The organism is Pseudomonas sp. TH08 (genome assembly GCF_016651275.1).
Classification (GTDB): Bacteria; Pseudomonadota; Gammaproteobacteria; order Pseudomonadales; family Pseudomonadaceae; genus Aquipseudomonas.
In genome coordinates, this window is record NZ_JAEKEE010000003.1 from 512,638 (window position 1) to 536,788 (window position 24,151).

At 57.9% G+C, this 24,151-nt stretch carries 22 protein-coding genes; 13 read left to right on the plus strand and 9 right to left on the minus strand.

The window, feature by feature from the left end; genetic code table 11:
• Positions 1-7: 7 nt before the first annotated feature.
• The 9 genes from nuoJ (at position 8) to JFT91_RS15740 (ending at position 9,051) form a co-directional block, all read left to right on the plus strand.
• On the plus strand, positions 8-508 hold the full coding sequence (gene nuoJ / locus JFT91_RS15700) for an NADH-quinone oxidoreductase subunit J (RefSeq protein ID WP_095189666.1): 501 nt from the start codon (positions 8-10) through the stop codon (positions 506-508).
• A gap of 3 nt (positions 509-511) precedes the next feature.
• Positions 512-820 (plus strand): NADH-quinone oxidoreductase subunit NuoK, encoded by a 309-nt coding sequence (nuoK, locus tag JFT91_RS15705; RefSeq protein ID WP_003223790.1) that lies wholly within the window; start codon positions 512-514, stop codon positions 818-820.
• On the plus strand, positions 817-2,670 hold the full coding sequence (gene nuoL / locus JFT91_RS15710; RefSeq protein ID WP_201226376.1) for an NADH-quinone oxidoreductase subunit L: 1,854 nt from the start codon (positions 817-819) through the stop codon (positions 2,668-2,670). The genes nuoK and nuoL overlap by 4 nt, the downstream gene beginning before the upstream one ends.
• Before the next feature lie 39 nt (positions 2,671-2,709).
• Entirely contained in the window at positions 2,710-4,242 is a 1,533-nt protein-coding gene (gene nuoM, locus JFT91_RS15715) for an NADH-quinone oxidoreductase subunit M (RefSeq protein ID WP_064117787.1), read from the plus strand.
• A 7-nt stretch (positions 4,243-4,249) separates the two neighbouring features.
• Positions 4,250-5,713, plus strand: coding sequence for an NADH-quinone oxidoreductase subunit NuoN (gene nuoN, locus JFT91_RS15720; RefSeq protein ID WP_201226377.1), 1,464 nt, complete (start codon positions 4,250-4,252; stop codon positions 5,711-5,713).
• A 237-nt stretch (positions 5,714-5,950) separates the two neighbouring features.
• Positions 5,951-6,736, plus strand: coding sequence for a hypothetical protein (locus JFT91_RS15725; RefSeq protein WP_201232954.1), 786 nt, complete (start codon positions 5,951-5,953; stop codon positions 6,734-6,736).
• 67 nt (positions 6,737-6,803) lie between these two features.
• Complete coding sequence (locus JFT91_RS15730; protein WP_201232955.1) at positions 6,804-6,944, plus strand: hypothetical protein; 141 nt, start codon at positions 6,804-6,806, stop codon at positions 6,942-6,944.
• 187 nt (positions 6,945-7,131) lie between these two features.
• The gene (locus tag JFT91_RS15735; RefSeq protein WP_242489281.1) at positions 7,132-7,389 is read left to right on the plus strand and encodes a hypothetical protein; all 258 of its coding nucleotides are present in this window, start codon (positions 7,132-7,134) and stop codon (positions 7,387-7,389) included.
• Positions 7,390-7,725: 336 nt separating this feature from the next.
• On the plus strand, positions 7,726-9,051 hold the full coding sequence (locus tag JFT91_RS15740) for an OprD family porin (RefSeq protein ID WP_201232956.1): 1,326 nt from the start codon (positions 7,726-7,728) through the stop codon (positions 9,049-9,051).
• A gap of 212 nt (positions 9,052-9,263) precedes the next feature.
• Here the strand turns inward: JFT91_RS15740 and JFT91_RS15745 are convergent, their stop codons facing one another.
• The 6 genes from JFT91_RS15745 to JFT91_RS15770 all read right to left on the minus strand — a co-directional run bounded on the left by JFT91_RS15745 (position 9,264) and on the right by JFT91_RS15770 (position 16,732).
• A complete protein-coding gene (locus tag JFT91_RS15745) occupies positions 9,264-9,644 on the minus strand; it encodes a DUF6124 family protein (protein WP_201232957.1) in 381 nt (126 codons plus the stop codon).
• 498 nt (positions 9,645-10,142) lie between these two features.
• A complete protein-coding gene (locus tag JFT91_RS15750) occupies positions 10,143-10,475 on the minus strand; it encodes a DUF2790 domain-containing protein (protein WP_201232959.1) in 333 nt (110 codons plus the stop codon).
• Positions 10,476-10,541: 66 nt separating this feature from the next.
• Entirely contained in the window at positions 10,542-10,745 is a 204-nt protein-coding gene (locus JFT91_RS15755; protein WP_201204611.1) for a co-regulatory protein PtrA N-terminal domain-containing protein, read from the minus strand.
• 297 nt (positions 10,746-11,042) lie between these two features.
• Positions 11,043-14,192 (minus strand): CusA/CzcA family heavy metal efflux RND transporter, encoded by a 3,150-nt coding sequence (locus JFT91_RS15760; RefSeq protein ID WP_201232961.1) that lies wholly within the window; start codon positions 14,190-14,192, stop codon positions 11,043-11,045.
• Between the two features lie 40 nt (positions 14,193-14,232).
• Positions 14,233-15,435, minus strand: a complete 1,203-nt coding sequence (locus JFT91_RS15765) for an efflux RND transporter periplasmic adaptor subunit (protein ID WP_201232963.1) — start codon at positions 15,433-15,435, stop codon at positions 14,233-14,235.
• A gap of 49 nt (positions 15,436-15,484) precedes the next feature.
• On the minus strand, positions 15,485-16,732 hold the full coding sequence (locus JFT91_RS15770; RefSeq protein WP_201232965.1) for a TolC family protein: 1,248 nt from the start codon (positions 16,730-16,732) through the stop codon (positions 15,485-15,487).
• Positions 16,733-17,188: 456 nt separating this feature from the next.
• On the opposite strand from JFT91_RS15770, the gene JFT91_RS15775 reads away from it, so the two are divergent.
• The 4 genes from JFT91_RS15775 (at position 17,189) to JFT91_RS15790 (ending at position 20,370) form a co-directional block, all read left to right on the plus strand.
• The gene (locus JFT91_RS15775; protein ID WP_086794596.1) at positions 17,189-17,863 is read left to right on the plus strand and encodes a heavy metal response regulator transcription factor; all 675 of its coding nucleotides are present in this window, start codon (positions 17,189-17,191) and stop codon (positions 17,861-17,863) included.
• Positions 17,860-19,293, plus strand: coding sequence for a heavy metal sensor histidine kinase (locus JFT91_RS15780; RefSeq protein ID WP_201232967.1), 1,434 nt, complete (start codon positions 17,860-17,862; stop codon positions 19,291-19,293). The genes JFT91_RS15775 and JFT91_RS15780 overlap by 4 nt, the downstream gene beginning before the upstream one ends.
• Before the next feature lie 364 nt (positions 19,294-19,657).
• On the plus strand, positions 19,658-19,996 hold the full coding sequence (locus tag JFT91_RS15785; RefSeq protein WP_242489282.1) for a type II toxin-antitoxin system Phd/YefM family antitoxin: 339 nt from the start codon (positions 19,658-19,660) through the stop codon (positions 19,994-19,996).
• Positions 19,993-20,370 carry a type II toxin-antitoxin system VapC family toxin gene (locus tag JFT91_RS15790; protein ID WP_201232969.1) on the plus strand — a complete coding sequence of 126 codons (378 nt, stop codon included), beginning with the start codon at positions 19,993-19,995 and terminating at the stop codon, positions 20,368-20,370. The genes JFT91_RS15785 and JFT91_RS15790 overlap by 4 nt, the downstream gene beginning before the upstream one ends.
• A gap of 905 nt (positions 20,371-21,275) precedes the next feature.
• Here JFT91_RS15790 and JFT91_RS15795 read toward each other — a convergent pair.
• From JFT91_RS15795 to JFT91_RS15805, 3 genes are read right to left on the minus strand one after another with little or no spacing between them, the layout of a single operon-like run.
• Positions 21,276-23,018, minus strand: coding sequence for an ABC transporter substrate-binding protein (locus tag JFT91_RS15795; protein WP_201204622.1), 1,743 nt, complete (start codon positions 23,016-23,018; stop codon positions 21,276-21,278).
• Between the two features lie 47 nt (positions 23,019-23,065).
• The gene (locus JFT91_RS15800; RefSeq protein WP_201204624.1) at positions 23,066-23,338 is read right to left on the minus strand and encodes a DUF2160 domain-containing protein; all 273 of its coding nucleotides are present in this window, start codon (positions 23,336-23,338) and stop codon (positions 23,066-23,068) included.
• 10 nt (positions 23,339-23,348) lie between these two features.
• A complete protein-coding gene (locus JFT91_RS15805) occupies positions 23,349-24,149 on the minus strand; it encodes a carbohydrate ABC transporter permease (protein WP_201204626.1) in 801 nt (266 codons plus the stop codon).
• Between the last annotated feature and the right edge of the window lie 2 nt (positions 24,150-24,151).

Consider the following 24,151-nt stretch of genomic DNA (forward strand, 5'->3'; position numbering starts at 1 on the left):
AAGAACGATGGAATTCGCTTTCTATTTCGCATCGGGTATCGCTGTTGTGGCCACGCTACGTGTGGTCACCAACACCAACCCTGTGCACGCCCTGCTCTACCTGATCATCTCGTTGATCGCTGTGGCCATGACCTTCTTCGCACTCGGCGCGCCGTTCGCCGGCGTGCTGGAAGTGATCGCCTACGCCGGCGCCATCATGGTGCTGTTCGTGTTCGTGGTGATGATGCTCAACCTCGGCCCCGCCGCGGTTCAGCAAGAACGCGCCTGGCTCAAGCCCGGTATCTGGGCAGGGCCGGTGATTCTTGCCGCGCTGCTGCTGGCCGAACTGCTGTATGTGCTGTTCGCTCACCAGAGCGGCCAGGCCATCGGCCACACCACCGTAGACGCGAAAGCCGTGGGCATCAGCCTGTTCGGCCCGTACCTGCTGGTGGTCGAACTCGCCTCGATGTTGCTGCTTGCTGCAGCCGTCACGGCGTTCCATTTGGGCCGTAACGAGGCGAAGGAGTAAGTCATGCCTGCTATCCCTCTCGAACATGGATTGGCCGTCGCCGGCATCCTGTTCTGCCTTGGTCTGGTCGGCCTGATGGTCCGCCGCAACATTTTGTTCGTGTTGATGAGTCTGGAAGTGATGATGAACGCCTCTGCACTGGCGTTCATTGTTGCGGGCGCCCGTTGGGGCCAGCCGGATGGACAGATCATGTTCATCCTGGTGATCAGCCTTGCAGCCGCCGAGGCCAGTATTGGTCTGGCGATCCTGCTGCAACTGTATCGCCGCTTCCACACGCTCGATATCGACGCTGCCAGTGAGATGCGCGGATGAACCTGATCTTTCTGACTTTCGTATTCCCTCTGATCGGTTTCCTGCTGCTGTCGTTCTCCCGTGGACGCTGGTCGGAAAACCTCTCGGCGCTGATCGGCGTGGGTTCCATTGGCTTGTCGGCGATTGTCGCCGCCTACGTCATCTGGCAATTCAACGTCGCGCCACCCGAAGGCGGTCACTACACCCTGGTGCTGTGGAAGTGGATGGCGGTAGAAGGCTTCAAGCCTGACTTCGCCCTCTACGTCGACGGCCTGTCGATCACCATGCTCGGCGTGGTGGTCGGTGTCGGCTTCCTGATCCACCTGTTCGCGTCCTGGTACATGCGCGGCGAAGCGGGTTACTCGCGCTTCTTCTCGTACACCAACCTGTTTATCGCCAGCATGCTGTTCCTGGTACTCGGCGATAACCTGTTGTTCCTGTACTTCGGCTGGGAAGGCGTGGGCCTGTGCTCTTACCTGTTGATCGGTTTCTACTACAGCAACCGCAACAACGGTAACGCCGCACTCAAAGCCTTCATCGTGACCCGGATCGGCGACGTGTTCATGGCCATCGGCCTGTTCATCCTGTTCCAGCAAGTGGGCACGTTGAACATCCAGGAACTGCTGGTGCTGGCACCGCAGAAATTCCAGGTCGGCGACTTCTGGATCACCCTGGCGACCCTGATGCTGCTGGGTGGTGCGGTCGGTAAATCGGCACAACTGCCACTGCAAACCTGGCTCGCGGACGCGATGGCTGGCCCGACCCCGGTGTCGGCACTGATCCACGCCGCAACCATGGTGACCGCGGGTGTCTACCTGATCGCCCGTACCCACGGTCTGTTCACCCTGGCGCCGGAAATTCTGCACCTGGTCGGCATCGTGGGTGGTGTGACGCTGGTTCTGGCAGGTTTCGCGGCACTGGTACAAACCGACATCAAACGTATCCTCGCCTACTCGACCATGAGCCAGATCGGCTACATGTTCCTGGCGTTGGGCGTTGGTGCATGGGATGGCGCGATTTTCCACCTGATGACCCACGCCTTCTTCAAGGCCCTGCTGTTCCTTGCTTCCGGTGCGGTGATCGTTGCCTGCCACCACGAGCAGAACATCTTCAAGATGGGCGGTCTGTGGAAGAAACTGCCACTGGCCTACGCCAGCTTCATCGTCGGCGGCGCGGCACTGTCTGCCCTGCCACTGGTCACCGCAGGCTTCTACTCCAAGGACGAAATCCTTTGGGAAGCGTTTGCCAGCGGCAACCACGGTCTGCTTTACGCAGGTCTGGTCGGCGCATTCATGACTTCGCTGTACACCTTCCGCCTGATCTTCATCACGTTCCACGGTGAAGCCAAGACTGAAGCCCACGCCGGTCACGGCATCGCTCACTGGCTGCCCCTGTCGGTGCTGATCGTACTGTCGACTTTCGTCGGCGCCATGATCGTTCCACCGCTGCACGGCGTACTGCCGGAAAGCGTTGGCCATGCCGGCGGCGAAGCCAAGCACAGTCTGGAAATCGCTTCGGGCGCCATCGCCCTGGCCGGTATCCTGCTGGCAGCGCTGCTGTTCCTCGGCAAGCGTCGCTTCGTCACAGCTATCGCCAACAGCGGCATTGGCCGTTTCCTTTCGGCCTGGTGGTTCGCTGCCTGGGGCTTCGACTGGATCTACGACAAACTGTTCGTCAAGCCTTACCTTGCGATCAGCCACATCCTGCGCAAAGACCCGCTCGACCAGACCATCGGTCTGATCCCGCGTATGGCCAAGGGTGGTCACACTGCCCTGAGCCGCACCGAGACCGGTCAACTGCGTTGGTACGCTGCTTCGATGGCTGCTGGTGCCGTGCTGGTTATTGGCGCCATCGTGCTGGTAGCGGTCTGATATGAACCTTGCGAATTTGCGAAAGGAAACGAGCCCGTCATGATTCTGCCTTGGCTAATCCTGATCCCCTTCATCGGCGGCCTGCTGTGCTGGATGGGTGAGCGCTTCGGCGCTACCCTCCCCCGCTGGATTGCGCTGTTGACCATGACCCTGGAACTCGCCCTCGGCCTCTGGCTGTGGGCCCACGGTGACTATTCATTTGCTCCGGCGCCTGGCGCCGATCCGACCTGGGCGCTTGAGTTCAAGCATGTCTGGATCCAGCGCTTCGGCATCAACGTGCATCTGGCCCTAGACGGCCTGTCGCTGTTGATGATCCTGCTGACCGGTCTGCTGGGTATCCTCTCGGTACTCTGCTCGTGGAAAGAGATTCAACGTCACGTTGGCTTCTTCCACCTGAACCTGATGTGGATCCTGGGCGGCGTTGTCGGCGTGTTCCTCGCCCTCGACCTGTTCATGTTCTTCTTCTTCTGGGAAATGATGCTGGTGCCGATGTACTTCCTCATCGCGCTCTGGGGTCACAGTTCTTCGGACGGCAAGAAAACCCGGATCTACGCAGCGACCAAGTTCTTCATCTTCACGCAGGCTTCCGGCCTGATCATGCTGGTGGCGATCCTCGGTCTGGTACTGGTCAACTTCAACAACACTGGCGTGATTACCTTCAACTACGCCGACCTGTTGAAAACCAAGATGTCGATGACCACCGAGTACATTCTGATGCTCGGCTTCTTCATCGCCTTCGCGGTCAAGCTGCCAGTCGTACCGTTTCACTCGTGGTTGCCTGATGCGCACGCCCAGGCGCCGACAGCAGGTTCCGTCGACCTCGCCGGTATCTTGCTGAAAACCGCTGCTTACGGTCTGCTGCGTTTCGCTCTGCCGCTGTTCCCGAACGCCTCGGCCGAGTTCGCGCCGATCGCCATGACCCTCGGTCTGATCGGGATCTTCTACGGTGCGTTCCTCGCTTTCGCGCAAACCGACATCAAGCGTCTGATCGCCTTCTCTTCCGTTTCCCACATGGGTTTCGTGTTGATCGGCATCTACTCCGGCAGCCAACTGGCCCTGCAAGGTGCAGTGATCCAGATGCTCGCGCACGGCGTGTCGGCAGCCGCACTGTTTATCCTCAGCGGTCAGTTGTACGAGCGTCTGCATACTCGTGACATGCGTGAGATGGGCGGTCTGTGGTCGCGTATCGCTTACCTGCCGGCGATCAGCCTGTTCTTTGCAGCCGCGTCGTTGGGTCTGCCGGGTACCGGTAACTTTGTCGGCGAGTTCCTGATTCTGATCGGCACTTTCGCCAGCGCTCCTTGGATCACTGCGATTGCCACGTCCGGTCTGGTGTTCGGTTCGGTCTACTCGCTGATCATGATCCACCGTGCCTACTTCGGTCCGTCGAAATCGGATTCGATCCTGCACGGCATGGACGCTCGCGAACTGATCATGGTGCTGGGCCTTGCGGTACTGCTGATTTACCTCGGCGTTTACCCGCAACCGTTCCTCGACACTTCTGCCGCCACGATGCATGGCGTGCAGCAGTGGCTCGGCACCGCCTTCACTCAACTCGCTTCGGCCCGGTAAGAGCGCTATGGAATTCACGATTCAACACTTTATTGCGCTTGCGCCACTGTTGATCACCAGCCTCACCATTATCGTGGTGATGCTGGCAATCGCCTGGCGCCGCAACCACTCGCAGACCTTTCTGATCTCGGTCGCCGGTCTGAACCTGGCCTTGCTGTCGATCCTGCCAGCCCTGAAAGTCGCGCCTCTGGCCGTGACGCCACTGCTGCAAATTGACACCTTCGCTTGCCTGTACATGGCGTTGATCCTGGTCGCCACCCTCGCTTGCGTCACCCTCGCCCACGCCTATCTGGGCGATGGCGGATCGGGTTACCCGGGCAACCGTGAAGAACTCTACCTGCTGATCCTGATGGCCGCCGCCGGTGGTCTGGTTCTGGTCAGCGCGCAGCACCTGGCCGGTTTGTTCATCGGTCTGGAACTGCTCTCGGTACCGGTTTACGGTCTGGTGGCTTACGCCTTCTTCAACAAGCGTTCGCTGGAAGCCGGCATCAAGTACATGGTGCTGTCGGCCGCCGGTTCCGCGTTCCTGCTGTTCGGTATGGCGCTGCTGTACGCAGACGCCGGTTCGCTGAGCTTCACCGGTATCGGTCAGGCCCTGGCGGCTACCGGTCTGCCAAGCCCGCTGGCCCAACTGGGCCTGGGCATGATGCTGATCGGTCTGGCGTTCAAGCTGTCGCTGGTACCGTTCCACCTGTGGACGCCGGACGTCTACGAAGGTGCTCCGGCACCGGTGGCTGCGTTCCTCGCGACCGCTTCGAAGGTGGCAGTGTTTGCGGTGATGGTGCGTCTGTTCCAGATCTCGCCTGCCGCAAGCAGTGGCGTACTGAGCGACGTGCTGACCGTCATCGCTATCGCCTCGATCCTGTTCGGTAACCTGCTGGCCCTGACCCAGAGCAACCTCAAGCGTCTGCTCGGTTACTCGTCCATCGCGCACTTCGGCTACCTGCTGATCGCGCTGGTGGCGAGCAAGGGTCTGGCGGTGGAAGCCATCGGCGTCTACCTGGTCACCTACGTGATCACCAGCCTTGGCGCGTTCGGCGTGATCACTCTAATGTCCTCGCCGTACAACGGCCGTGACGCAGATGCCCTGTACGAGTATCGCGGCCTGTTCTGGCGCCGTCCGTACCTGACCGCCGTTCTGACCGTGATGATGCTGTCGCTGGCCGGTATCCCGCTGACCGCAGGCTTCATCGGCAAGTTCTACATCATCGCTACCGGTGTCGAATCGCACCAATGGTGGCTGGTCGGTTCGCTGGTTCTGGGCAGCGCCATCGGCGTCTTCTACTACCTGCGCGTGATGGTCACCCTGTACCTGATCGAGCCAAACCTGCGTCGCCACGACGCCCAGCTGCACTGGGAACAGAAGGCAGGCGGCGTGATGCTGCTGGCAATCGCCCTGGTTGCGTTCTTCTTGGGTGTTTACCCGCAGCCATTGCTGACACTGGTTCAGCAGGCGGGTCTGGCGGGCTGATAGCTCGACGGGCTACAAACAAAAACGGCACCTTCGGGTGCCGTTTTTGTTTTTGTGGGATCTTTTACTGATGCCCTGCCCTTCCTGCTGAACGCCCAGAAAGCTCCCGCTCAATTATCGGTTTCGTCCTACAGTCCGCATCCGGCTGTTGGAGCTATTGTGTATGTGTGGGGCAAAGCGAAAACTCGAAGGCACATTGAAAGTACTTGCCGACCAACAGGGCACAAGGAAACCATATTGAACACTGACAACATCCACACCACATATGAAAAAATGTATGCATACGAAGAAGAGATAAAAAACAGCATCTCGATAAAAACTCAAATAATTTTCACTGCGATATTTGCGCTAGCTTCCGCAACCATCTACCTAGCTCGTTTTTTGGATTTCACCTTCAACCCCGAAATTGCATATATCATTTCCTTTCTCGTAAGTTTAACCCTGACAATTTCAACCATCTCAACATACTTCAACTTCAGAGCCTTTAGCGGATCTGAATTCAACAGAATGCCATACGCAGAAAAAATAAAAGAATATTACGACAGCCAAACAGAATACAACATTGAACTTGGCAAATATAACTCACAGGTATCGCAGCACGAACAAATACCTTTGATCGATCCTGACAAAGAAACTGCAAGCTTCATTTCAAACACCTACATCAGTTGCTCCACACACAATGCTTTAGTCAATGAAGAGCGATCACGGTGGGTTTTCAAATCCATTTCAACTTTTCTGATGGCCTGCATTCCTCTCGCTATCGGTAGCTTGCTGTTTGTCCTTTTTGACATGGATACCTCCTCGCCCAGGAAGAATTTTGCAATAAAAGATACGTACGTGGGCGATCAGATATTCGACTTGAGAAAGCAGTTGCTGAATGATTCAAAAGCCGAAGACGTAGCAGATTTGAAAAAAAGGACTATAATCCTTGAAAATATACTTCTTGATAAAGGGGCAGAAGAATTGAGCGAATCCAGTAAGCCAACATCAAGTGAAAAAAACCTTTGCCCCAAGCTCCTGTGAAACCGACTGCTCCATCTTCTAGAAGAACGTACGACGATGTTAACGGCGGCGCCAATAGGGACCAGAAATGAAAGCTACTAATGATCGGCCTAAGCCACAAAATTCGACAAGACCTACACCACCAGAAAAACCTTCTGCACCGGTTGTACGCCGTATCGTTAACGAAAAAGTTATCAATAGAAAAGAGATAGCTTTAGATAACAGATGACAACGCAACTAAAGTACTCTTGCCCTCGCAGAACTTTATAAAAAGGCGGCACCCTCAGGTGCCGCCTTCGCGTTTGTAGGGTTCAATATCAGCAGACTGCGCCAGCGCGTCCAGATGATCGCTCGCTACGCTTTCTTGGTCTTCACACTCTCACCTTTTTAAGAATTTTCCTGCAAAGTATCGAGCAATGGCTGACATTCGGCAGAAGGTGATTGCGGTTAAATTTGAGGATCACCTATCAAGTGGAGATCCACGAACCATGAAGCGGGATGTTTATTCAGAATTGATGGATGGCCTTGATGCGTTAAACGAAGAGCGCCAAGGAAAAATCACCTTGGAGAAGACCCGTGTAAAACGGATCGGCACCATGAAGGGCAAATTTACGCGTCCCGACGAAATTGATTCCTCTCTATCACACAGCTTGCTGGATACCTTCGAAAGGTAAAAAGGCACATCCGCTCACATTTGATCTATCAGAATCATCCGGACCACTGTGGGAGCGAGCCTGCTCCGGGCAGCGTTCCGAAGAAGGCGGCAGCACATCCACCATCTTGAATGCCTGAAACTCCGCTTTCGCGAGCAGGCTCGCTCCCACAGTTTTGTGTGGCGCTCACTCAATCCATCTACCACATGACGAAATTGTAATTGCCCCATCACCTTGGCGTTATCCGCAGCTTGCAACGATGTGACCCGGCGACCAATGCCGGCGGGCGCCTGCCCGTCGAACAATAAAACCCACGCCGAAGCACGTTCCCGTTCTGCCGAACCCAAGGAGTGTTTGATGGTTAACAATACAAAAATGTCGATAGCCGCCTTAGCAGTGATGGTCGGCTCCGGGCCGTCCATGGTGTTTGCAGAAGACAAGCCTGAAGGCTTTGTCGAAGGCAGCAGCCTGACGGTGCTCAACCGTAACTTCTACTTCAATCGTGATCACCGCAACGGCCAGTCCAGCCCTACCGGTAACGGCTATTCCGAAGCGTGGGCGCATGCGGTGATCAGCAAGTTCGAATCCGGGTTTACTCAAGGCACCGTTGGGGTTGGTGTTGATGCGTTTGCCATGATCGGCTTGAAGCTTGATACCGGTGACGGGCGCAACGGCGGGCGCAGTTCGTTCGATGTGCTGCCGGTCAACAGCGACGGCAAAGCGCGGGACGAATACACCAAGTTTGGTGGCGCGGCCAAAGTGCGCGCATTCGATACGGTGGTCAAAGTTGGCGATGTGTTCCCGGCCAACCCGGTGGTTGCCGCTGGCGATTCGCGCTTGCTGCCGGAAAGCTTTCGCGGCGTGACGGCGACCAACACCAGTATTGAAGGTCTATCGGTTCAGGGCGGTCGACTGCACGCGATGAGCCAACCGGTGTCCAGCGACATGCGCGAGAACTTCGCGACCTTCTATGCCGGCCCGGTCAATTCGCCGTGGATCGCTTACGGTGGCGGCGACTATGCGCTCAACAAAAACCTCAGCTTCAGCCTGTACTCCAGTCGTCTCAAGGATGCCTGGAACCAGTACTACGCCGGCACCGCGTGGACATACCCACTCGCGGATGACCTGTCGCTGTTTGGCGGATTGAATTACTACAAGGCTGTCGACGAAGGCAAACAACTGCTCGGCGAGTTCGACAACAACATCTGGAGCGGCCGTGTCGGCGTGAAACTCGGCGCGCATTCCGTCGCCCTCTCTCACCAGCGCAACAACGGTAACGACGATTTCGATTACCTGCGCCAGTCCGACTCGATCTTCCTCGACAACTCCATCCAGTACAGCGATTTCAACTCGCCAAAAGAACGTTCGTGGATGGTGCGCTACGACCTCGACATGACCACTTTCGGCGTACCAGGCCTGTCCTTCATGACCCGTTATGCGCGCGGCACCGACGCCGATTACTCCAACGCCAACGCCGTGTACATGCGCCGCGATGCCGAGGGTAATCCGCTGACCGACCAGAAGCGTTGGGAGCGCGATGTCGAAGTCAAATACGTGGTGCAAAGCGGCTCGATGAAAGACCTGTCGCTGCGCTTGCGCCAGGCCACGACCCGCGCCATGGCGTTTGAATCGGACCTGGATGAGGTGCGGGTGATTGTCGAATACCCGCTGGCAATTCTCTGAATTCACGAGCAAAACACATTCACCTTTAGAAGCTCCTTGCTCCTTTGGTAAAAGGTGAATCTTTTGGCGTCCTTCGGGGCGCCTTTTTTATGCCCGGACTTCAACGCAACACCAAAACCTGTGGGAGCGAGCCTGCTCGCGAAGACGTCGGCACAGTCAACACCATTGTTGTCTGACTCACCGCTTTCGCGAGCAGGCTCGCTCCCACACGATTATGCGGTGGGCTCGACGTTATCCAGCGCCCTGTTCACCGCCAGTTCGCCGAGCATCACAACCTGGGCGATGCCCAGAATTGTCTTGCGATGCGTGCCTTCCAGCAGCGCGGCGAAGTCGCCGAGCATGACGGAGGCCGAGGCCAGGGACTCGCAGGCGTTGGCCAGCAGGGATTCGGTGTCGGCTTTGGGATTGGCCAGGAACATCTGGTTGGGGGTGTAGGGCGCGGACATGATGGCGGCCGACGGTTTGAGGTAAAAATCCAGGGCGCGGTCGGCGGCTTTGTGGAGTTTTCGAATGTCGGCGGAGACGTAGGGGGATGTTGTATTGGCGTCCGCTGGAACGGTTGTTTCAGGCGGATTGGGTGTTGGCTTTTTCATAAAATTTTCACTCAGCTTGACGGTGGAGCTGACCCATTCGGTTCCACGCGAAGGGGTGGCAGCTGTACGCAGGTTGGAACCCGGGCAACTGAGCAAAACCCGACAGACTCGAAGTCTCCCGCGCACAGCCGCCATAACGGAGTGCACACCATCAAGGTGCGCAAGCATACGTCATGAAAGATGCTTTTGCTTTCAGTTGAACAGCGGGGTTCCAATCCCGATCGCTGATTTGGCAGCGACATCCACACACTAGAGAGCCGACGTCCGACGGACAACCTGAAAACATTGTGGGAAGGTTCTGCAATTGACCTACACAATTAAACATCCCGAATTTAAATACACATCGTGATATCGAAATCCCTCCCGGTAGGAGCTGCCGAAGGCTGCGATCTTTTGACTTTGGCTTGTTAAAAAACCAGATCAAAAGATCGCAGCCTTCGGCAGCTCCTACACAGAACCACGTTGTGATCGTGGCGGGTTCGCGAAGCATGTGAGTCATCAGCTTCCGCTGTTGCGGCAGACACCCGCCACGCTGTATTTGAGGGTGTTGAGCTGCCCGTTCGAATCTTCGTAGGTCATGGCCGTAGGGACGACCGCGCAGGCTGGCTGGGGCTTCACGACGCTGACTATTTTCACCACGTCCAGCTTCATCCCGTACTCGTAATCCCTCACAACCGGCGGCGCTTTACCCTGGTTGGCGGCGTATTGCTCCATCGCTTTGGCGTTGGCGCTAAAAGCGCGGTCGAACGTGCGGTCACCACCGCCCTCCGCCAATACATTCGTAGACATCGCCATGACGCCGGCGAGGGTCATCAACTTGATCATCTTCATGTTTGCTCCTCCATAAAAAAGCCCGGCATCGATGCGCGATGACAGGCTTGTTCCAGCACGACGCGTTTACAGGTCTTGAGTCTTGTCGTCTTTCTTTTCATTGACGACGACCGGATTGCCAGCAGCGTTTTCCTTAGCGACAAACAGCTCTACAGAGCGGTCGTTGGCGCTCATCATTTTCTCGAAGGTGCGGTCACCGCCGCCTTCGGCCATGGCCAGGGACGACATCGCCAGAGCGGCTGTAAAAGCACTGATTTGGGCAAATTTCATCTTTGATTCCTCGTTTAAGTAACTGACGGGATCAAGGTAACAAGCCGAACCTTGCGTGACGGTGGCGTGGAAATTACATATCCGTTATGTGGCTAAACTGAAAAGCGCTCAAGAGGTTTTCAGGCTGAAGGAATAACCAGTGGCGAGGGGATTTATCCCCGTTGGGCTGCGTAGCGGCCCCTCTCTTTTGAAAAAGCAGGGGACTGCTGCGCAGTCCAACGGGGATAAATCCCCTCGCCACACAAATCCCCTCACCACAGGATTGTGTTCACAGTCAGGTGAGGGGGGTGTTCACAGTCAGGCTGAAGTTGGGTCCTCATCGCGGCGATGGGCGAGTTGGTAGAGGGCCGGCAAGATCAGCAGTGTGAGGATGGTTGACGACAGGATTCCGCCGATGACCACCGTCGCCAGCGGGCGCTGCACTTCTGCACCCGTGCCCGTCGCCAGGGCCATCGGGATAAAGCCCAGCGACGCCACCAACGCCGTCATCAACACTGGCCGCAGTCGCGTCAACGCACCGATGTTGATCGCATCCGTGAGAGAGCGCCCCTCCTCGCGCAGATTGCGGATAAACGCGATCATCACCAAGCCGTTGAGCACCGCCACACCGGACAACGCGATAAACCCGACGCCCGCCGAGATCGACAGCGGAATATCCCGCAACCACAGCGCCATGACCCCGCCAGTCAACGCAAATGGAATCCCGGTAAACACCAGCAAACCATCCTTCAGATTGTTGAACATCATGAACAACAACCCGAACACCAGCAGCAACGCCACCGGCACGACGATTTGCAAACGCTTGGCCGCCGATTGCAGTTGCTCGAACTGCCCGCCCCAACTCGTCCAATAACCGGCCGGCACTTGCACGTCGCGCTCAATCACTGCGCCTGCTTCACTCACGAACGAACCGATATCGCGCCCACGCACGTTGGCGCTGACGATCACCAGGCGCTTGCCGTTTTCGCGGCTGACCTGGTTCGGCCCGAGCACCAGATCGAGGCTGGCGACTTCCTTGAGGGCGATAAAACCTATCTGCCCCGCGTCGCCGTTCACCAGTGCAGGTACCGGAATCAACAGCGCTGAGAGCCCATCGATATCCTTGCGCATGGCATCGGACAAACGCACCACCATGTCGAAACGCCGATCCCCTTCATACAACGTTCCCGCCTTGCGCCCGCCCACTGCGACCGCAATCGTGTCCTGCACATCGCCAACGTTGAGCCCATAGCGCGCGGCCTTGTCGCGATCGATGTTGATGGTCAACACCGGCAGCCCGGTGGTCTGCTCGACTTTGACTTCAGACGCGCCGTTGACCTTTTGCATGGCCGCAGCAATCTTTGCGGCCGTGGCGTTGAGTACGTCCATGTCATCGCCGAACACCTTCACCGCGACATCGCTGCGCACGCCGGAGATCAGTTCGTTGAAGCGCAACTGAATCGGCTGCGACAGTTCATAGTTGCTGCCCGGCAGCAACGCGGCGGCGGCTTGCAGTTCGGCCATCAGGGTTTCGCGGGACTTGCCCGGGTCTGGCCACTGATCCTTGGGCTTGAGCATCACGTAGCTGTCGGAGATGTTCGGCGGCATCGGGTCGGAGGCGATTTCCGCGGTGCCGGTACGGGCGAACACACGCTCGACTTCAGGGACTTTTGCCAGAATCAAGGTCTCCAGCCGCTGCTGCATATCGACTGATTGGGTCAGGCTGGTGCCCGGTACGCGCATGGCTTGCAGGGCGAAATCGCCCTCACTGAGGCTCGGTACAAACTCGCTGCCCATGCGGCTGGCGAGCGCGCCGCTGAGCACAATCACGCCCAACGCTGCGCCCACGGCAACGGCTCGATGGGACATCACCCAGGCCAGCGCCGGGGCATAAACGCGACGCGCGCCGCGCATCACTGCGCCCTCTTCTTCCTTGACCTTGCCGGTCACGAACAGCGCAATAGCCGCCGGTACGAAGGTCACCGAAAGCAACATGGCGCCCAACAATGCGATCACCACGGTGAACGCCATCGGGTGGAACATTTTCCCTTCGACGCCACTGAGAGCGAAGATCGGCAAGTACACGACCATGATGATCAACTGACCGAAAATCAGCGGTCGCCGCGCTTCTTTCGCCGCCGCAAACACCTCTCTGAAACGCTCGGCTCGGGTCAACAATCGCCCGTGATGCTGCTGCGCGTGAGCGAGCCGGCGCAGGGTGTTTTCGACGATCACCACCGCGCCATCGACGATGATGCCGAAGTCGAGCGCGCCAAGGCTCATCAGATTGGCGCTGACCTTGTTGCTGAACATGCCGGTGAAGGTGAACAGCATCGACAGCGGAATCACCATCGCGGTAATCAGTGCCGCGCGGATGTTGCCGAGGAACAGGAACAGAATCGCGATCACCAGAATCGCGCCTTCGATGAGGTTCTTCTTCACCGTGGCGATGGCTTTGTCGACCAGGTGCGTGCGGTCGTAAACCGGCACGGCGACGACGCCTTGCGGTAAGGATTTGTTGATCTGTTCGAGCTTGCTGGCGACCGCTTGCGAGACCTTGCGGCTGTTTTCGCCGATCAGCATGAACACCGTACCGAGCACCACTTCGCGGCCATTTTCAGTGGCGGCGCCGCTGCGCAGTTCACGGCCGATGTCTACGTTGGCGACATTCTTGATGCGGATCGGCGTGCCGTCGACATTGGCCATGACGATGTTGGCGATGTCCTCGGTGCTCGCCACTTGCCCCGGCGCACGGATCAGCAATTGTTCGCCGCTGCGCTCGATGTAACCGGCGCCGACGTTGGCGTTGTTGCGCTCCAGCGCGGTGACCAGATCGGTGAGGGTGAGCTTGTACGCGGCCAGGCGTTTCGGGTCCGGCGCAATCTGATATTCCTTGGCAAAACCACCGATGGTGTTGATCTCGGCGACGCCCGGCACGTTGCGCAATTGCGGCTTGATGATCCAGTCCTGAATCACCCGCAAATCAGTCGGCGTGTAGGGCGTGCCGTCATCCTTCAGCGCGCCTTCCCTGGCCTCGACCGTCCACAGGAAAATCTCGCCGAGGCCGGTGGAAATCGGCCCCATGACCGCTTCCGCGCCTTCGGGCAATTGCTCCTTGGCGATCTGCAAACGTTCGTTGACCAATTGGCGGGCAAAGAACAAGTCAGTGCCGTCCTTGAAGATCACCGTGACCTGCGACAGCCCGGAGCGCGACAGCGAACGCGTCTGCTCCAGCGCCGGCAAACCGGCCATCGCGGTTTCAATCGGGAAGGTGATGCGCTGCTCGGTTTCCAGCGGCGAAAAACCCGCCGCGCCGGTGTTGATTTGCACCTGGACGTTAGTGATGTCAGGCACGGCATCGATCGGCAGTTTTTGATAACTGGCGATGCCGAGGCCGGCCATGAGCAGAACGGCGAGCAGCACGATGATGCGCTGCTCGATGGCAAACTGGATCAGGCGTTCGAACATGAGGGCCTTCCGGGATCAGTGAGAGTCTTCAGCGTGCTTTTCAATGACTGTGCTCGGCCGAAGCTTTGCCCAGTTCCGATTTGAGGACGAAGCTGCCGGCGCTGGCGACTTGTGCGCCGGCGTCCAACCCTTGGGTGATTTCCACAAAACCATCCGCGCGGCTACCCAGCTCCACGGCTCGCGTCTCGAAGCCGTCGTCGGTACGCACGAAGACCGTGGGTTTGTCCTCGACGGTCTGGATCGCGGCTTCCGGCACGGCGACTTTCGCCTGACGGCTGTCGGTGGCCACCAGCGCGGTGACGAAAAGCCCCGGACGCCATGAACCCTGCGGGTTCTCCAGAGTGACGCGAACGGTCGCGGTGCGGGTTTGTTCGCCGAGCAACCTGCCAACGTAAGCCACGCTGCCGGTAACGTGCGCATTCAATTCCGGGGCGCTGACGGTGACCGCTTTGCCTACCTGCACCTTGTTCAAATCCTTGGGCGAAACGCCGAAAGTCACCCAGACTCGCGACAGATCCGAAAGCGTGAAAGCCGCGCTGGTTTCATCAACCACCTCGCCCGGCGTCAGGTGTTTTTCCACGACAACGCCGTCAAACGGCGCACGCAATTCATAGCGATTGCCACCGGTGGCGACGACACTGCCGCTGAGCACGCTGATTTTTTGCCGAGCGTTGTTCACGGCGATTTCGGCTTCTTCCAGCGCCTGGCGCGCCTGGAGGAAATCCTGCTCGGCGGAGATCTTGTCTTGCCAGAGTTTCTTCTCACGTTCGTAGGTAGTGCGCGCCAAGACCAAACGGCGTTGCGCGGCCGCCTGTTCGCTGCGCTGATCGGAGATCTGCTGACTGGCGATGACGGCCAGCAACTGGCCCTTCTTCACCGCTTGGCCGAGGTTGACCGCTACCGACTCGACCACGCCGGGCACACGCGGCACGATGTGGGCGGTGCGGTCTTCGTCGAAGCGTACTTCGCCGGGAAACGGCAGGCCGAGACTGATGGTCTGCGCCCGCGCTTGAGCCAATTGAATACCAGCCGCAGTGACCTGCTCGGCACTCAATTCGATGTGCCCTTCCTCGGCATGCTCGCCTTCGGCAGCGGCGCCCTCCTCGGCGTGATCCGCGTGATCGGCATGTTCCGAGGCCTCATCGGCGTGCGCGTCGATGGCGCCATTGCCCGGCCACATCGAGCCGATGCCGATGCCCAATGCCAGCGTCGCCGCAGCGACCACGATCAGTTTTTTATCCATGGAAACTCCTCTGCGCCGAACCTGCGCGCAGTGATTTGAAAAGTGAAATTCAAGGGCTGACGGCGAGGTCGCCGAAGATCCGTTCGATACGTACGCGGGCGTCGGTCGCTTCGCTGACGGCCTGGATGTATTGGCTACGAGCGCTGATCAACGTGCGTTGCGCGTCGAGCACATCGAGGAAGCCGAACTTGCCCATTTCAAACCCACGGGTGGCGCTTTCAACGGCGCTCTGCGCGGCGGGCAGGATGGTCTGGTTGAACGCGCTGACTTCGCCATTAGCGGTCTGCCATTGCGCCAGCGTGGTCTGGATTTCCGTGCGCAAGCGCAGCTCGGTGGCGTTGCGCAGATCCCGCGCCTGATCGCTGCGCCGCGCCGCCGCCAGCACGTTGCCCTGATTGCGGTTGAACAGCGGAATCGGCATCGACAGCCCGACCACGTTGACCCGCTCGCGCTCGGTTTCGCTGTATTGGCTGCCAATGCTCACGGTGAGATCGGGAATGCGCTGGGATTTTTCCAGGCCTAAAGAGGCTTCGCGCTGATCGATCTGCAACTGCGCCAGACGCAGCTCGGCGGTCTGGTTCAGACGCTCAAGCAGCCGGTTTGGCGGCGGCACGTTGATGAGGTTTTGTGTGGCGGTTTGCACCGTGGTCGAGGTCGGTAACGGCGCGCCCATGACCTGCGCCAATTGCTGATAGGCGTTGGCCTGATCGCGTTCGGCGCGGCTCAACTCCAGGCGCACCTCGGAGAGTTGCACTTGCGCCCGCGTGCCCTCGACCGGGGAAGACTTGCCGGCCTCGATCCGCCCTTGCGCCACGCGCAAACCGTGTTCGGCCAGTTGCATGGATTGGCGCGACAACTGCAAGCGTTGCTGCGCGGTCTGGGCGCTGTTGAACGCCTGAATCACATCGGCGCGCAAGGCGTTGCGTTTGCGCTCAAGCTCGATGCCGGCGGCGTCCTGCGCACGGCTGGCGACGTCAATGCGCGCACCGCGTTTGCCGCCCAGTTCGATCGGCTGGCTGAGCATCACCGTGGTGGTGCGCGAGTTGCGGCGGGTGTCTTCAGCCTCCCACGAGACTTCGGGATTGGGGATCAGGCCAGCCTGTTGGCGGTCGCCCTCGGCGATGCCGATTTCCCATTGTGCAGCGGCCAGATCCGGGTTGCCGGCGAAGGCCGTTTGCAGGGCCTGATCGAGGGTCAGGGTGGAGGCGCTCGCGAGGCTGGTACTGGCCAGCAACAGAATGCCGCTGGCTGCTTTTTTCAGGCGTGATCGCGCCGTCAGTTGTCTTGAACCGGGCAATGGAAGACTTCCTTCATTGAGGATTTTTCGATGCCGCCACGGTAGGGTTTTGAACTTATCGACAAGGTGACTGGAACATTACAAATCCGTTATCCACGGTTCCGCCAAGTTGTTTTGTTCTAGGATGCGAAGTACGAATACAGTCACTGCAATACATGGAAACAAATGCGCATTAGTTATCTGCTGAACAGCACTTGCCCGAGCAGGAAGGTCGTGTGCAAACGCCTGCCGAGCTGCGACAGGCTGTCGCAGATAGCCACTTTAGAGCCTCACCTCGCACGTCTCAGGTTGACTCTGTAGCCACTTCAGCCTTTACCGTGCACGCCTGCAAACGGAGAAATATCCGTCAGAAAAACCGTTAGTCGTTAATCGCGCCTGCCCGGAAGACCTTACAAAAACAACAACTTTCCCGGTCACCTTAATTACTTTTCCATTCAATGAAAGTGGTGATTGATCATGCGAATCCTTGTCGTCGAGGACGAGCTTAAAGCTGCCGAATACTTGCATCAGGGTTTGACCGAAAGTGGTTATATCGTTGACCACGCGGCCACTGGCGCGGATGGTTTGCATCTGGCGCAACAACAAGCGTACGACCTGGTGATTCTCGATGTGAACTTACCGGAACTCGATGGTTGGGGCGTGCTGGAACAACTCCGTCGAACCCATTCAACGCGGGTGATGATGCTCACCGCACGCGGGCGTCTGGCCGACAAGATTCGCGGCCTCGATCTGGGCGCCGACGATTATCTGGTCAAGCCTTTTGAATTTCCCGAACTGTTGGCGCGAGTGCGTACCTTGATGCGCCGCAGCGAAAATATTCCGGTGCCGCAGGTGCTGAAAGTCGCTGATCTGGAGCTTGATCCGGGGCGCCACCGCGCGTTTCGTGGCGAACAGCGCATCGACCTGACCACAAAGGAATTCGCCTTGCTGCACCTGCTGATGCGCCAGTCCGGCGAGGTGCTGACCCGTACGCAGATTATCTCGCTGGTGTGGGACATGAATTTCGACTGCGACACTAACGTCGTGGAGGTCTCCATCCGGCGTCTGCGGGCAAAAATCGACGACCCGTTCGATAACAAACTGATCCACACCCTGCGCGGTGTCGGCTATGTGCTGGAGGCGCGGGAATGAAGCCGGCCAGCCTGTCGATGCGCCTGGGTTTGACGGTGAGTATTCTCGGCGCGCTGCTGGTGGTGTTTTTGGCGATCCTCGCCTATTTCGCCCTGACCCATGAGCTGAATGCGCTTTCCAGAGACAGTCTGGAAAAGAAGATGGAGCAGGTCGAACACAGCCTCGCGTTGTACGTTGACGCCAACGAAGTCACGGGCAAACCGCACATCTTGCTTGATCAGGTGATGGGCCACGACAACCTCACGCTGACGATTTACGACCGCGTCAATCAGCGCTCGCCGCTGCTCAAGTCAGGCAGCGGATTGAGCGACCCGCGGGTCGAATTGAAAGCCGTGCGGGCAACCACCGATCAATTGGCTTATTCAGAGAGCACCGACGCCGAGGGGGCGAAATTCCTCACCGTGTCGAAGCTGATTCGCCTCAAGGATGGCAGCAGCGTGCCGGTGCTGTTATCGATCGATAACGCCCACGATCAAGCCTTGCTCAGCGCGTATCTGCGCTCGACGCTGATTGCCTTGCCGTTGCTGCTGGTGTTCATCGGCCTGACCGCATGGGGCGCCGTGCAGCGCGGGTTGGCGCCGATGCGTGAATTTCGCAAAGTGGCGGCGATGGTCTCCACGCAAGACCTGGATCATCGCTTGTCTGTGGTGAACATGCCGCAGGAATTGAGCGAACTGGCACAGGGCATCAACTTCATGCTGCACCGGCTCGATGCGGGCGTGCAGCAGTTGTCACAGTTCTCCGATGATCTGGCCCATGAGTTGCGCACACCGATCAACAACTTGATGGGCAAGGCGCAGGTAACGCTGTCGCGCGAACGCTCGGTGGATGAGTACAAAGATGTGCTGGTGTCGTGCACCGAGGAGCTGGAGCGCGTGGCGCGGATTGTGTCGGACATGTTGTTTCTGGCGCAGGTCAGTCATCCGTCGGCGCTGGCACCGTTTGAGTCGGTGGCGCTGGAGGTTGAAGCGGCGAAAGTCGCCGAGATGTTTTCGTTGTCGGCGCAGGACAAGCAGATTCGTTTGAATGTGGTGGGGAGTGCCTCAGTGCTCGGGGATCGATTGATGATTCAGCGGGCGATTTCGAATTTGCTGTCCAACGCTTTGCGGCATTGCCCTGGCGGGAAAACCGTGACGTTGCTGATTGAACAAGGCGCGACGCAGACCTCACTGCTGGTCAGCAACCCCGGCGCGGGAATCGAGGCACAGCATCTGCCGCATCTGTTCGACCGTTTCTATCGGGTCGACAGCAGTCGTTCGCGTTCACAGGGCAGCACTGGGCTGGGGTTGGCGATCGTGCGCTCGATCATGAGCCTGCATCAGGGTGTAGCGGACGTTAAAAGTTTGCCGGGGGCGATGACCGTGTTCAGGCTTGGGTTTCCTGCGGCGACACCCATGGCCCCATCGCTGGCAAGCCAGCTCCCACAGTGATTTCGGGTGTTCCCAGGTTTGGTCAGCACCGCTGAAACCTGTAGGAGTGAGCCTGCTCGCGAATGCGGTGGGTCAGTCGATATCTTTGTTGTCTGACACACCGCTATCGCGAGCAGGCTCGCTCCTACAGTGATTTGCGGTGGATGCAGAATTTGAGGGCACCACAGAAACCTGTGGGAGCTGGCTTGCCAGCGACGGCGGTGGGTCAGTCGATATCTTTGTACGATTTTTTACCGATTTGCTCCCACCCCACACAAACACCGAAAGCTCTCGCCGCAACCTCCGTTTTGTCCTACAGCCAGTTTTGAGTAGATAGCTTTATGGTGGAGGCCTTGGCAGATGGAATATCGACGAGAGGCAAAAAATGAACAGGGATATCGTTTGCGAATGGGCTGAAGAAGTTTATGGATTGGCAGCGCTGAAATATTCTGGCTATATTTGTCCAGAATACAGGGGTGAGCTGATGATCATCGTTCCGCTGGCTGAAGCCAAAAACAATTTATCCAAACTCGTCGATGATGCCGCTGCTGGCCAAGTCATCACGATTGCCAAGCATGGCCGGCCGATGGCTCGCCTCGTTCCCGTAGGAAAACCCAGCGCTCAACGTATTGGCGCAATGAAAGGCAAACTGGTGTTGCCCGACAATTTCGACTCACCATTGCCCGATGACATGCTTGATGCATTCGAGGGCACTCAAGCATGAGGCTTCTGCTCGACACGCACATTTTGCTCTGGACGCTCAGTGATGATGCCAGACTGTCCGGCAAAGCCAGAAAACTGATTGAGAACGCCGCCGAAATCTACATCAGCGCCGCCACCTTCTGGGAAATGGCGATCAAGGTCGGGCTCGGCAAGCTTAAAGTTGATCTGGAAGAAGTCCGCCAATATTGTCTCGACAGTGGCTTTATCGAACTCCCAGTGACTGCAGAGCACGCCATCGCCGTGAAGGATCTTGAGCACCATCATCGCGATCCGTTTGACCGCATTATTGTGGCCACAGCAGTGACCGAACCGATGAAACTGCTTACCGCTGATCCTTTAGTTGCTCAGTACACGGATTTGGCTGTCCTGGTCTAACCCAATGCTCCAGAGCTCTGTGAGCTTGGCTTGCTCGCGACTGCGGTGGGTCAGTCGATATCAATATTGAATGTGAGACAGCAATCGCTGGCAAGCCAGCTCCCACAGTGATTTCGGGTGTTCCCAGGTTTTGTCAGCACCGCTGAAACCTGTAGGAGTGAGCCTGCTCGCGAATGCGGTGGGTCAGTCGATATCTTTGTTGTCTGACACACCGCTATCGCGAGCAGGCTCACTCCTACAGTGATTTGCGGTGAATGCAGAATTTGAAGGCACCACAGAAACTTGTGGGAGCTGGCTTGCCAGCGATGGCGGTGGGTCAGTCGATATCTTTGTTGTCTGACACACCGCTATCGCGAGCAGGCTCACTCCTACAGTGATTTGCGGTGAATGCAGAATTTGAAGGCACCACAGAAACTTGTGGGAGCTGGCTTGCCAGCGATGGCGGAGGGTCAGTCGATATCTTTGTTGTCTGACACACCGCTATCGCGAGCAGGCTCACTCCTACAGTGATTTGCGGTGCATGCGGAATTTGAGGGCACCACAGAAACCTGTGGGAGCTGGCTTGCCAGCGATGGCGGTGGGTCAGTCGATATCTTTGTTGTCTGACACACCGCTATCGCGAGCAGGCTCGCTCCTACAGTGATTTGCGGTGCATGCGGAATTTGTGATCACCACAGAAACCTGTGGGAGCTGGCTTGCCAGCGATGGCGGTGGGTCAGTCGATATCAATGTTGAATATCAGAAAGCAATCGCTGGCAAGCCAGCTCCCACAGTGATCTCGACTGTTCCCAGGTTTTATCAGCACCGCTGAAACCTGTGGGAGCTTGCCTGCAAGCGATGGCGGTAGGTTGGGCCCCATAAAAAACGGCACCTTGCGGTGCCGTTTGCCTTTCACATTTCCAATATCACTTGCGCGCATCCGCCCACGACTTGAGCAGTTCGTTGTAGCTCACGGTCTCGCCCTGCGGCTTCTCGTTGGCCAGTTTCGGTTTCGGTGCGCCCGGTTGATCGAACCAGTATTGCGCATCGCGTTCCGGGTTCATTTTCGGCGCGCACACTGCCTGGGCTTTGGAGCGTTCGAGGCGCGTCATGATCGCGTCCTGATCCTTGGCCAAGCCATCCAACGCCTGTTGCGGAGTCTTCTCGCCGCTCGCCGCTTCGGCGATATGGCTCCACCACAACTGCGCCAGACGCGGATAATCCGGCACATTGGTCCCGGTCGGGGTCCATTGCACGCGGGCCGGGCTGCGGTAGAACTCGACCAGACCACCGAGTTTCGGCGCCAGATCGGTCATCGCCTGCGAGTTGATATCCGACTCGCGAATCGGCGTCAGGCCAACGATGGTTTTCTTCAGCGACACGGTTTTCGAGGTGACGAACTGCGCGTACAACCACGCCGCGAGTTTCTGTTTCTCAGGTGTGGACTTCATGAACGTCCACGATCCCACGTCCTGATAGCCGAGCTTCATGCCCTGCTCCCAATACGGCCCGCGTGGCGACGGTGCCATGCGCCATTTCGGCGTACCGTCGGCGTTCATCACCGGCAGGCCTGGCTTGGTCATGTCGGCGGTGAACGCGGTGTACCAGAAAATCTGCTGAGCAATGTTGCCCTGCGACGGCACCGGGCCGGACTCGGAGAAGGTCATGCCCGCCGCTTCCGGTGGCGCGTAAGCCTTGAGCCAATCGACGTATTTCTGCGTGGCAAACACTGCCGCCGGACCGTTGGTGTCGCCGCCACGGGTCACGCTGGAGCCGACCGGGTGGCAATCCTCGACACGAATGCCCCACTCGTCCACCGGCAAACCGTTGGGCAGACCCTTGTCGCCGCCACCGGCCATGGAGAACCAGGCATCGGTGAAACGCCAACCCAGCGACGGGTCTTTCTTGCCGTAGTCCATGTGCCCGTAAATGCGTTTGCCGTCGATTTCCTTGACGTCCTCGCTGAAGAATTTGGCGATGTCTTCATAGGCTGACCAGTTCACCGGCACGCCCAATTCGTAGCCGTACTTTTCCTTGAACTTGGCTTTCAGATCGGCGCGCTCGAACCAGTCGGCGCGGAACCAGTAGAGGTTGGCGAACTGTTGATCAGGCAATTGATAGATCTTGCCGTCCGGCGCGGTGGTGAACGAGATGCCGATGAAGTCCTTGATGTCGAGGGTCGGCGAGGTGAAGTTTTTGCCTTCGTTGGCCATCAGGTCGGTGATCGATTCAGTCTTGCCGTAACGGAAGTGCGTGCCGATCAAATCCGAGTCGTTGACCCAGCCGTCATAGATGTTCTTGTCGGACTGCATCACCGTCTGCATTTTCTCGACCACGTCGCCTTCTTGCAGCAGGTCGTGGGTGAGCTTGATCCCGGTGATTTCGGTGAAGGCCTTGGCCAGCACTTTCGACTCGTATTCGTGAGTGGTCAGGGTCTCGGAAACGACCTTGATTTCCATCCCGCGAAACGGCTCCGCTGCCTTGATGAACCACTTCAACTCTTCGAGTTGCTGATCGGCCGTCAGGGTCGACGGTTTGAACTCACTGCCAATCCACTTTTTCGCCGCGTCTTCGTACGCATCGGCCCAGGCGGCTGCGCTCAAACCGCTGAGTGCGAGCATGGCTGCCAATGAAATGCTATGTCGCAGCTTATTGTTTTTGTCGAACATAGAGACCTCCTGTTTAAGTTGTGGAGCCAAGTTGTCGAGCGATTCGACTAGCCCCAACGCATCACAGCCAACAGCCACACCAGGGACAACGCGGACGCGACCCAGATGCTCCAGTCGGTGACGCCGATTACCAGCAGATGCAGGTAGGCGCTGCCGAGAAGACCGATAAACAAGCGATCACCACGGGTGGTGGCAATCGGTAGAAGACCTCGCCGCAAAATGCTCGGCGAGCGCAATTCCCACGTGGTCATGCCCACCAGCAGCAGACCAATGGCGATGAAGAACCCCGCTGTCGGGGTCGTCCAGCTCATCCATTCCATCATCAGCTCCTCAGACCCGGCCGAGGGCAAAGCCCTTGGCCACGTGGTTGCGAACAAACCAGATCACCAGCATGCCCGGCAGAATGGTCAACACCCCCGCCGCTGCCAGCACGCCCCAATCGATGCCCGATGCTGAAACCGTGCGCGTCATGACGGCGGCAATCGGCTTGGCGTTTACCGAGGTCAACGTGCGCGCCAGCAGCAGCTCCACCCAGGAAAACATGAAGCAGAAAAACGCCGTGACGCCGATGCCGGAACCAATCAGCGGGATGAAAATCTTCACGAAAAACTTGGGAAAACTGTAGCCGTCGATGTAAGCGGTTTCGTCGATTTCCTTCGGTACCCCGGACATGAAGCCTTCGAGAATCCACACCGCCAGCGGCACGTTGAACAGGCAGTGCGCCAGTGCCACGGCAATGTGTGTATCAAACAGGCCAATCGATGAGTACAACTGGAAGAACGGCAGCAGAAACACCGCGGGCGGCGCCATGCGGTTGGTCAGCAACCAGAAGAACAAGTGCTTGTCGCCCAGAAAGCGGTAACGCGAAAACGCATAGGCCGCTGGCAACGCCACGCTCAGTGAAATCACAGTGTTCAGGCTGACGTAATACAACGAGTTGAGATAACCGTTGTACCAACTCGGATCGGTGAAAATCACCTTGTAGTTGTGCCAGGTGAAATCCTGCGGAAACAGCGTCAACCCGCCGAGGATTTCCGTGTTGCTCTTGAACGACATGTTCAGCAGCCAGTAGATCGGCACCAGCAGGAACAGGATGTAGATCAGCAACGGGATAAGCTTTCTTTTGCTCATGG

Excerpts from the sequence above, each read along its gene's own strand:
- JFT91_RS15745 (WP_201232957.1), bottom strand. The coding sequence starts at position 9,644 with ATGAAAAAGCCAACACCCAATCCGCCTGAAACAACCGTTCCAGCGGAC.
- JFT91_RS15805 (WP_201204626.1), bottom strand. The coding sequence starts at position 24,149 with ATGAGCAAAAGAAAGCTTATCCCGTTGCTGATCTACATCCTGTTCCTG.
- JFT91_RS15730 (WP_201232955.1), top strand. The coding sequence starts at position 6,804 with ATGAAAGCTACTAATGATCGGCCTAAGCCACAAAATTCGACAAGACCT.
- JFT91_RS15800 (WP_201204624.1), bottom strand. The coding sequence starts at position 23,338 with ATGGAATGGATGAGCTGGACGACCCCGACAGCGGGGTTCTTCATCGCC.
- JFT91_RS15795 (WP_201204622.1), bottom strand. The coding sequence starts at position 23,018 with ATGTTCGACAAAAACAATAAGCTGCGACATAGCATTTCATTGGCAGCC.
- JFT91_RS15755 (WP_201204611.1), bottom strand. The coding sequence starts at position 10,745 with ATGAAATTTGCCCAAATCAGTGCTTTTACAGCCGCTCTGGCGATGTCG.
- JFT91_RS15790 (WP_201232969.1), top strand. The coding sequence starts at position 19,993 with ATGAGGCTTCTGCTCGACACGCACATTTTGCTCTGGACGCTCAGTGAT.
- JFT91_RS15750 (WP_201232959.1), bottom strand. The coding sequence starts at position 10,475 with ATGAAGATGATCAAGTTGATGACCCTCGCCGGCGTCATGGCGATGTCT.
- JFT91_RS15760 (WP_201232961.1), bottom strand. The coding sequence starts at position 14,192 with ATGTTCGAACGCCTGATCCAGTTTGCCATCGAGCAGCGCATCATCGTG.
- JFT91_RS15775 (WP_086794596.1), top strand. The coding sequence starts at position 17,189 with ATGCGAATCCTTGTCGTCGAGGACGAGCTTAAAGCTGCCGAATACTTG.
- JFT91_RS15740 (WP_201232956.1), top strand. The coding sequence starts at position 7,726 with ATGGTTAACAATACAAAAATGTCGATAGCCGCCTTAGCAGTGATGGTC.
- JFT91_RS15780 (WP_201232967.1), top strand. The coding sequence starts at position 17,860 with ATGAAGCCGGCCAGCCTGTCGATGCGCCTGGGTTTGACGGTGAGTATT.
- JFT91_RS15735 (WP_242489281.1), top strand. The coding sequence starts at position 7,132 with ATGGCTGACATTCGGCAGAAGGTGATTGCGGTTAAATTTGAGGATCAC.
- nuoK (WP_003223790.1), top strand. The coding sequence starts at position 512 with ATGCCTGCTATCCCTCTCGAACATGGATTGGCCGTCGCCGGCATCCTG.
- nuoM (WP_064117787.1), top strand. The coding sequence starts at position 2,710 with ATGATTCTGCCTTGGCTAATCCTGATCCCCTTCATCGGCGGCCTGCTG.
- JFT91_RS15785 (WP_242489282.1), top strand. The coding sequence starts at position 19,658 with ATGAACAGGGATATCGTTTGCGAATGGGCTGAAGAAGTTTATGGATTG.
- nuoL (WP_201226376.1), top strand. The coding sequence starts at position 817 with ATGAACCTGATCTTTCTGACTTTCGTATTCCCTCTGATCGGTTTCCTG.
- JFT91_RS15765 (WP_201232963.1), bottom strand. The coding sequence starts at position 15,435 with ATGGATAAAAAACTGATCGTGGTCGCTGCGGCGACGCTGGCATTGGGC.
- nuoJ (WP_095189666.1), top strand. The coding sequence starts at position 8 with ATGGAATTCGCTTTCTATTTCGCATCGGGTATCGCTGTTGTGGCCACG.
- nuoN (WP_201226377.1), top strand. The coding sequence starts at position 4,250 with ATGGAATTCACGATTCAACACTTTATTGCGCTTGCGCCACTGTTGATC.